The following is an 8,622-nucleotide window of genomic DNA, read 5'->3' as shown; positions in this document are numbered from 1 at the left end:
ATATTTATTAGCGGAATCTTTGATTACTGTTACTGATGATGGAGGAGAAGGTAACTCCCTCGACCAAACTATTTTTAGTTTTCCAATCTTAGCGTTGCTAGGAACTTTATGCTGACCAATCTTAAAGCCACCCTTTCTAAACCTAGCCGTCTGTTTTGATTTCCTACTTTTAAATTTAGGAGGTTTAACAGGCTTACCTTTTCTCTGGCCTTTTGTTGACTTAAAAAAGTTTTGATAAGCTTGGTTTAAATCATTCAAAGATTGCACTCCGTGGTATATTAGAAACTACCGATAGCCACTCTCTATTTTCAGTCTTTTTCGCTTGAGTAATAAATATTTTTTGGAGTTCTGCATTACTTGGCTTTTTGTTACCTTTTTTGTATAACTCATTGCAATAATTCAGGCTATCATTCCAAACCACACGGACACAACCAAATAGCTTGGCTAATCGGTGTTTTTGTCCCGGTGTTGGATATATACGGTACTTAAATCTTGCTTTCATCTGAAATTTTCTTTTAGCCTGTATGTTATAATAGCATAGTTAAATTTGGTACGCAATATGTTAAGGCAGCAAAGACATAGTGTCTCAGACTTAAAAGTACACTTGGTATGTGTGACTAAATATAGAAAAAGTGTATTCACACTTTGAAGGATTGAAATTAATTAAGCACTAGTTTGAAGCTGTAGCTAAGAAGATGAACTTCAAAATATTAGAGTTTAATGGAGAAGCCGATCATATTCACGCAGCAATTGAATATCCACCCAAATTGTCTATATCTCAAATAGTTAATCACCTCAAGGGTGTCTCCAGTAGATTATATGGAGCAGCAGGATATAAAAAACCACACAAGACAGCGCTTTGGAGTCCTTCATATTTTGTGGCTTCTGTTGGAGGAGCGCCACTTGAAGTTCTTAAACAATATATTCAAAATCAAAAGTCCCCCTAGAAGGGGGAGGCTTGAGACCTGCTTTTTCGGTCATTATTTTTGTTACGAGAAGAGTAAAACCATCTTGCTCCTGTGCTAGGTATTGCTTGTTCCTATCTATAAGCACTACGTCATTTTGCTAGGACAATAAATTTTCCTTGTAAGAGAATAGGAAATAGGGAACAATGGTCGCCATGACGAATTTTCAGTATTAACTAATTCTTAGTAATAAAAAAGTAATGATGGAGAATAGTTTTGATATCCTTAACTATATTTAAAACTACCAACTAAATTAACTGGAGAGATAAATTAGATGAGCGATCACTTTCGAGAATTACTCAAAACTATTGGTAGTGGTACCCACACAGGGAAAAATTTAACTCGCCAAGAGGCAACAGCAGCAATGCGGATGATGTTGTTAGGGGAAGCAACACCTGCCCAAATAGGTGCTTTCTTTATTGCTCACCGAATTAAACGCCCTACTGGTGAGGAGTTGGCAGGAATGTTAGATACCTATAACGAATTAGGGCCAAAACTTAAAAGTCAACCATCTATGGGTAGAGTGACAGTCTTAGGTTGTCCTTATGATGGACGATCGCGTACTGCACCTGTCACCCCACTCACAGCTTTAATTTTGGCAACAGCAGGAGTGTTTGTTGTGATGCACGGTGGAGCGCGGATGCCAACCAAAGAAGGAGTACCTTTTATTGAGATATGGCAAGGGTTGGGGGTTGAATGGGGAAGATTATCACTGGTACAGGTGCAACAAGTGTTTGAGCATACTGGTTTAGGGTTTGTTTATCTACCAGAACATTTTCCCCAAGCAGATGTTTTAGTAGAATACCGTCGAGACATTGGTAAACGACCCCCTCTAGCAACGATGGAATTAATTTGGGTGCCGTTTGTCGGAGAAGTTCATCTAGCTGCGGGATATGTTCATCCTCCGACAGAAGGTATGTTTCGTGAAGCTTTGAAATTACAGGGATTGAAAAATTATACAACGGTGAAGGGGTTAGAGGGGAGTTGCGACTTGCCGCGCGATCGAACAGCTATTATTGGAGTGTCGGTGTCATCTGGGAAGAATGTCACTTTTGAACGTCTGTTGTTACATCCGAGTGACTATAATTGTGGAGGGAAAGAAGTTGCATTAGGTTCGACTGCTGAGTTAGTAGAGGAAATGCAGGGAGTTTTGCAGAGTAAGGGGAGTGAGTTAATGTCAGCAGCTATTTGGAATGGTGGTTTTTATTTATGGCGTTGTGGAATTTGTTCTGATATTAACGAAGGTTTGTCTAAGGCAGAAAGTTTATTAAGCAGTGGTGAAGTTAGGGAGAAGTTGAGGGAAATTAAGGCAAAAATTGGAGAAAAAATGTAGTAAAAAGTCAGGTAGGTTTGGCAGGGATAATTATACAACTAATCAGATAATTTAACGGTTATATTCCTTAACCTACCGAACATATTTCAATCTATTCAATTCAAATATAGAGATGCTATAACATAAGTGCTTTAGCACTATACTCGAAATATACCATGTGCATAATAGATTTTTATAGTTATAATTTGTGAGATTTTTATGATAGACTAATGTAACTAAATACAAATCATTCTATATGTTGAAGGAGAAAAATTATGACGGCAAAAGTTATTTCTATGTTTAATAACAAAGGTGGTGTTGGGAAAACAACCATTATTTGGAATTTAGCTGTTTCTATAGCATCTATGGGTCATAATACACTTCTAATTGATTTTGACCCTCAATGCAATCTATCAATTGCTACAATTGGGTATGAAGAATTTGCTGAATATCTTAAGGAATCAGAGAAGTTTCCTTATGGCCGAACAATAAGAGCCTATGCGCAGCCTTACATTTACCAAATGCAGATTAATAACATACATTTAACCCAACCTAAGCATAAACCAGACCAACAATTAGAAAAGCCAGGAAATTTAGACATAGTACCTGGTGATTTTTGGTTGAATAAATTTGCTGACATCCTAACAGTTGGAACAGATGTAGTAAGTGGAGCTGGATTATATCGATTTTTAGTTCCATTACTATTAGTAAATAGACTATCTGACACATTTAACAAGTCATATGAATATGTCTTAATCGATCTACCTCCATCTTTTAATACACTTGTTCGGTCTGCTTTATACTGCTCAGACTATTTTTTAGTTCCTTGTACTCCTGACCTATTTTCTGCATATTGTATTGGTTTAATTGGTGAGGTATTACCCAGTTTTGTTAAGGATTGGAAGCAAGGAAAAGAGAGATTTCTGGAATCTAATAAATTTGATGACCTTGTACGACACAAAGGAAAACCAAAGTTTGGTGGCTGGATTTTTAATGGTTTTGATACTAAGGGTGGAAAAAAATTGGGAGCTGACCAATATCAATACGACAAGATATTAAAGATAATTGAAACAAGACTAATACCAGACCTTAAAAAAATATCTGATTATAATTGTGTTCCTGAGTTTATTAAAAATTTGGAACCAGTAGCCAATATCGAAGATTTAAATGTTATGGCTCCTGACAGTATAGGTCAAAACGTTCCAATTAAATATTTATCAACAAAAAAACCAACTAGAGGTGCAATAAGTTCTACTTCATGGAATCGAGGTCAGACTAGATTAATGGAGGATATGGACAAAGAATATGACAAATTAGGAAAGCATATAATTGATAATTTCACTTAGTAAATATAGTATTGGTAAAAAGCAATAAAAATTAAATATATTCTTTCGGAGTAAATATGAGTAATCCCCATATAGAAACTAAATTTGCCATCTGCATTCACAATAAAAACTATCCAACCTCATTAGAAATTCGCAAAATTTATCAAGTCATACCCGACACTACTTCCAGCAAATATCAAATGATTCGAGTCATCGACGAATCAAACAAAGATTACCTCTACCCAAGCAATTATTTTATCCCCATTGAATTACCAAAAGCAGCAGAAATTACCTTTTCCATGACAACTTAAAACCATGCAAACTCAACAACAAAAAAAATACACTCCCACCGAATACCTAAATCTTGAAACTAACTCACAACAACGACACGAATACATCAATGGTGAAATTATTCCCATGACTGGTGGAACTCCAAATCATAATCAAATTGCTCTTAATTTTAGCGCAGCTTTAAACTTTTCCCTCAAACGTAAACCTTATCGAGTCTTTGTTGCAGACCAACGACTTTGGATTCAGAAAAAACGCATCTATACTTATCCTGATGTAATGGTAAATCCAGGAAATTTGGAACTACAACAAGGAAGAAAAGACACCATTACTAACCCTCTAATAATTGTCGAAGTTTTGTCAAATTCTACTAGAAATTATGACAAAGATAAAAAATTTGCAGCTTATCGAACTATTCCTATATTTCAAGAATATCTACTCATAGACCAATACACTATCCAAGTCGAACAATATTACAAAACTTCTCAAAAACAGTGGATTTTTTCAGAATATAATGAACTCGAAGAAACTATCTCTCTCAACTCAATTGATTTTCAAATAACCCTGGCAGACATTTACGATAAAGTCGAATTTGAAACAACAGAAAACAGCGATAATTAGAAATCTTGAAATTTAGATCAAATTTAAAAAATGTCGTTAGAGTATTAATCTATAAATTACCGAAAAATAAAGGTTTAAAGCCTCTCCTTTAAAGGAGAAAAAAGAAAAAAATTTCTTTTTTAACCAATCTAATCTGTTTTAAGAAGAGGTAATTATTAATTATTAATTGTTAATTATTAATTATTGAACACCAGCATAGAAAACTACTGTAGCAATATTTTATGAAATTGGTATTATTTCTGTTGGGTTTCGTTCCTCAACCCAACCTACTGTAAATACTAAAAATCCTACTTACAAGAAGATCAGGATACTCTCAATAGTCAAAAATTAAATCTTGATAAACAACAAGTATCACTAATTCCTAACTTCTATACTATTAAAATAGTAAAAAATTTCAACTTAAATTCAAAAAGGAGTCCCGCGCTGTAATATCTGATTCAGCGTCGGGAGGAATTTTTGAGAACAAATAAAAATCTGTTTCACTATTGATTTTATTCACAATTTGAAGTATCGTATAATAATGAAACAGATAACGACTATATCCTGCAAATTGAAGGTTTCCCCAGAAGTAGCAAAAGAAATGAATGCTACCATGGAAATATTTGCTAATGCTTGTCAGTATGTTCATAACAATAGCGATCAGAAACTGACAAATAATGTGGCAATGCAATCTTTAATGTACGATACAGTTAGAGAAAAGTTTCAGTTATCAGCACAAACTACAATTCACGCCATTAGACGAGTATGTTCTAATCGCAAAACTTCTATAACTAATCATATTAAAAAAGAATTAACTTTTGCACCAACATCAGTTGATTACGACAGTAGAACATTTAGTTTAGATACAAAGAAATGGATTGTGAGTTTAAAGCTTTTGAGTAAGCGCACAAAGTTTGAGTTATTAATAGGTAATTATCAACGTGGAATATTAAAAGGTAGTAAGGCTACTTCAGCAGTCTTAACTAAAAGAAATGATGGAACTTACTATATAAATATTCATGTTAATCATATTGTTCCTGAGCCAAAGTCAACAAATAAAATAATAGGAATTGATTTAGGCAGGACAGATATAGCCTCAACATCTGAAGGTGAATCATGGTCAGGTAAAAATATAACTTCTAAGAGAAATCATTATTCTCTGCTAGGAGAGCAGTTCTACAAAGAAAAGCATCTAAAGGCACTCGTAGTAGTCGGAGAAGATGTCGGCAACTACAGCAACGGTTACCAGGTAAAGAACGACGCTTTCAGAAACAGGTTAATCACGAAATAACAACTTATTTAGTCAAAAAAGCAGCGACTAATAAGAATTCAATTGCCATAGAAGATTTAGCTAATATTAGAAAAAGAACTAATCAGCAACCAAGAAGTAGGAAAGAAAGAAGATTATCTAATAGTTGGGCTTTTTATCAGTTCAGAATGTTTCTTGCTTATAAATGTGTGTTACATGGCGTGAAATTAATATTAGTTAATCCAGCATATACAAGCCTTACTTGCCACAAATGTTTGCATATAAGTCCGACAAAAGAAACTACATATAGAAAGGGTAAAAACTACCACTGCTTGAATTGTGGGTGGAAAGGCGATGCTGATTATAATGGTGCCAAAAATATAGCTGCTTTGGGGTTGAGTGTAAACCAGCCTAGAGGTTCAGAATTTCTGTCTTGTGCAGTAGTTCTAGGGCTACCAAAAGCCCGCGCTGTAAAGAATTTCAGCGCCGGGTAGTTTACTATATCTAAAAACAATGGCAGGTCCTACTCCTAACGGATTTTATGAATTAACTTTAGATTCTGATAATTTTCAGCTAACTCCTCAATTACTAGAAAATTTGCCAGGAGGTTTACTTGGTTTAAGTGGCAATGACTCAATTATTGGAGCTGAAGATGCAGAAATTATTAATGGTAATCGAGACAACGATACAATTATTGGAAATCAAGGTAATGACACAATATTCGGAGGTAAAAACTCAGACTCTATTTTCGGTGGAGATGGGGATGATTTTCTCAGTGGAAATTTAGGCAATGATGAAATTTTTGGTGATGCTGGAAACGATATATTGAGAGGTGGAAAAGAAGATGATTTGCTCAATGGTGGAGATGGTGATGATAGTTTGTATGGAGATTTAGGAATAGATACTTTGACAGGAGGAAACGGTGCAGATGTCTTTTTCCTTTCCCAAGAAGCAGACGTAATTACTGACTTTTCAACGGGCGATAGCCTAGATTTACCATCAGGTTTAACAGCTAATGATTTAACATTTGCAACTACTACTCCAGGAGGCAATGATACCGTAATTCAAATTAACAATTCAGGAGAAATTATTGGTTTATTATTAGCTACATCGCCAGCAGCAATCAACCAAAACACTTTATCTTTTATAGATATATCCGGTAATGTAAACTTTAACAGTAGCTTCATAGAAACCGAACCATTATCATCAGAAAATATCCGCATTTCTCTAGACTTATTACCACAACCTTTTGCCAGTGATAGTGCTTCTAATCCTGCCGATATTATTCCAGTTCCCGATAATCCAACTTTCCAAGTTCCTGATGGATTTACAGTTAATGTATTTGCCGAAAATTTAGAAAGACCTCGTTGGTTAACAGTCACTCCGACCGGAGATGTATTAGTAACAGAAACACCACTAAATCAAATCCATTTATTGCGCGATACAGACGGCGACGGAACAGCAGATTTTTCTCAGATTTTTGCCTCAGAAACAAATGGATTAAATCAACCCTTTGGTATGGCTTTTACTGAAGATTTTTTCTATGTTGGAAACACAGACTCAATAGTTAGATACCCCTACAATATTGGAGATATACAAATTAACGGCACTGGCGAAAAAATTGCCGATTTACCAACAGGAGGTCATTGGACTCGGAACTTAGCAATTTCTGAAAACGATCGACTTTTTGTTTCTATTGGTTCCCTCTCCAATGTATCTGTCGAACCATTACCTAGAGCATCAGTTCAAGTAATGAATTTGGATGGTTCTGATCGACAAACTTTTGCTTCAGGTTTAAGAAATCCAGTAGGTTTAGACTTTCACCCAATTACAGGTCAACTTTATACTACTGTTAATGAACGGGATGGATTAGGAGATAACTTAGTTCCTGACTATTTAACAGGATTAGAAACAGGTGAATTTTATGGTTGGCCTTATGCTTATTTATCACCTAATTTGGAAGACCCCAGAAGAGTAGGAGAAAATCCTAATTTAGTAGCTAAAACTGAAACTCCAGATGTTTTATTTCAATCCCATTCTGCACCTTTAGGACTCCAATTTTATGATGAAGAAACTTTCCCAGAAGAATATCAAAATGGAGCATTTGTTGCATTTCGAGGAAGTTGGAATCGTCAGGAACCTACAGGTTATAAATTAGTATTTGTACCCTTTGATGAAAGTGGAAATCCTACAGGAGAATATCAAGACTTTTTAACAGGATTTTTGGATATTTCAGAGGAAACAACTTGGGGTCGTCCGACAGGTTTACAGGTATTGCCAGATGGAAGTCTATTATTTACAGAAGAAGTGAATAATCGGATTTATCGTATTCAATATTCAGCGCAAAATCCTAACTTTTTGGCAACTCAAGCTTAAAAATTTGCACTTTTTTTCACTCCTTAAAGGCTAAAACTTTTATTTTTCAATGCTTTCTAATTTGATCGCCAAACTCTATTTAAAACATCTGGAGAAAAAAATGAAAAATGAAGAGGTAGCAGTTCACAAAAAAACCTAAAAAATGGCGGGAGGAAGTTAGCCTGGGTGATTTATCCCCTGGTTGAATAACGACGCGCGGGTTTTAACCCGGTGTTACTTTCCGGTTTGGTTTTCAATGTACTTCCTAACAGTCTCCGTTGAAGCATTTCCTGTTGTAGCACAGAAAAAGCTAGGGGTTCAAAGTGTCGGCAATTTTAGCGTGTCTTGGAAATTCTTTTCTCAAATGATGAGAAGCTCTACCTTTGACTCGTTTGATAATGACAGAGGGTGCAAAAGTTGGGTCAACTTCTAAAAATAAATGTACATGGTCTGGCATTATTTCTAATGCTATTAGTCTCCAATCATGCGAGCGTACATAACTCAAAAATAATCTGTTGCAACCGTTGT

The 8,622-nt window shown here is 35.3% G+C and carries 8 protein-coding genes and 4 pseudogenes; 8 read left to right on the top strand and 4 right to left on the bottom strand.

The features are described from left to right. Together F6K22_RS42350 and F6K22_RS42345 are read right to left on the bottom strand one after the other, a co-directional pair. A pseudogene (locus tag F6K22_RS42350) lies at positions 1-258 on the bottom strand (RNA-guided endonuclease TnpB family protein); the annotation flags it as partial. Beyond that, positions 251-502: a helix-turn-helix domain-containing protein gene (locus F6K22_RS42345; RefSeq protein WP_363274135.1), complete on the bottom strand. Its 252-nt coding sequence runs from the start codon at positions 500-502 to the stop codon at positions 251-253. The gene F6K22_RS42345 and the pseudogene F6K22_RS42350, both read right to left, overlap by 8 nt. 57 nt (positions 503-559) lie before the next feature. Between F6K22_RS42345 and tnpA (F6K22_RS22190) the strand changes: the two are divergent. The 8 genes and pseudogenes from tnpA (F6K22_RS22190) to F6K22_RS42340 all read left to right on the top strand — a co-directional run bounded on the left by tnpA (F6K22_RS22190) (position 560) and on the right by F6K22_RS42340 (position 8,115). Next, a pseudogene (tnpA, locus tag F6K22_RS22190) lies at positions 560-947 on the top strand (IS200/IS605 family transposase). 292 nt (positions 948-1,239) lie between these two features. Further along, positions 1,240-2,298 carry an anthranilate phosphoribosyltransferase family protein gene (locus tag F6K22_RS22185; protein WP_293102777.1) on the top strand — a complete coding sequence of 353 codons (1,059 nt, stop codon included), beginning with the start codon at positions 1,240-1,242 and terminating at the stop codon, positions 2,296-2,298. A 254-nt stretch (positions 2,299-2,552) separates the two neighbouring features. Then, on the top strand, positions 2,553-3,623 hold the full coding sequence (locus F6K22_RS22180; protein ID WP_293102774.1) for a ParA family protein: 1,071 nt from the start codon (positions 2,553-2,555) through the stop codon (positions 3,621-3,623). 56 nt (positions 3,624-3,679) lie between these two features. After that, entirely contained in the window at positions 3,680-3,913 is a 234-nt protein-coding gene (locus tag F6K22_RS22175) for a hypothetical protein (RefSeq protein ID WP_293102771.1), read from the top strand. Positions 3,914-3,917: 4 nt separating this feature from the next. Further along, positions 3,918-4,511 (top strand): Uma2 family endonuclease, encoded by a 594-nt coding sequence (locus F6K22_RS22170; protein ID WP_293102768.1) that lies wholly within the window; start codon positions 3,918-3,920, stop codon positions 4,509-4,511. 520 nt (positions 4,512-5,031) lie between these two features. After that, positions 5,032-5,781 carry a hypothetical protein gene (locus F6K22_RS22165; RefSeq protein WP_293102765.1) on the top strand — a complete coding sequence of 250 codons (750 nt, stop codon included), beginning with the start codon at positions 5,032-5,034 and terminating at the stop codon, positions 5,779-5,781. Beyond that, a pseudogene (locus F6K22_RS22160) lies at positions 5,718-6,233 on the top strand (RNA-guided endonuclease InsQ/TnpB family protein); the annotation flags it as partial. The gene F6K22_RS22165 and the pseudogene F6K22_RS22160, both read left to right, overlap by 64 nt. A 19-nt stretch (positions 6,234-6,252) precedes the next feature. Continuing rightward, positions 6,253-8,115, top strand: coding sequence for a PQQ-dependent sugar dehydrogenase (locus F6K22_RS42340; protein ID WP_363274132.1), 1,863 nt, complete (start codon positions 6,253-6,255; stop codon positions 8,113-8,115). A 213-nt stretch (positions 8,116-8,328) separates the two neighbouring features. On the opposite strand, the pseudogene F6K22_RS42335 reads toward F6K22_RS42340, so the two are convergent. Beyond that, positions 8,329-8,379: pseudogene (locus F6K22_RS42335) on the bottom strand (hypothetical protein); the annotation flags it as partial. A 25-nt stretch (positions 8,380-8,404) separates the two neighbouring features. Beyond that, the coding region (gene tnpA / locus F6K22_RS22145; RefSeq protein WP_293102762.1) for an IS200/IS605 family transposase at positions 8,405-8,622 on the bottom strand (218 nt) is incomplete at its 5' end.

It is taken from the genome of Okeania sp. SIO2F4, assembly GCF_010672385.1.
GTDB lineage: Bacteria > Cyanobacteriota > Cyanobacteriia > Cyanobacteriales > Microcoleaceae > Trichodesmium.
The sequence above is the reverse complement of the archived record's forward strand: the minus strand, read 5'-3'. Positions and strand labels throughout refer to the sequence as shown.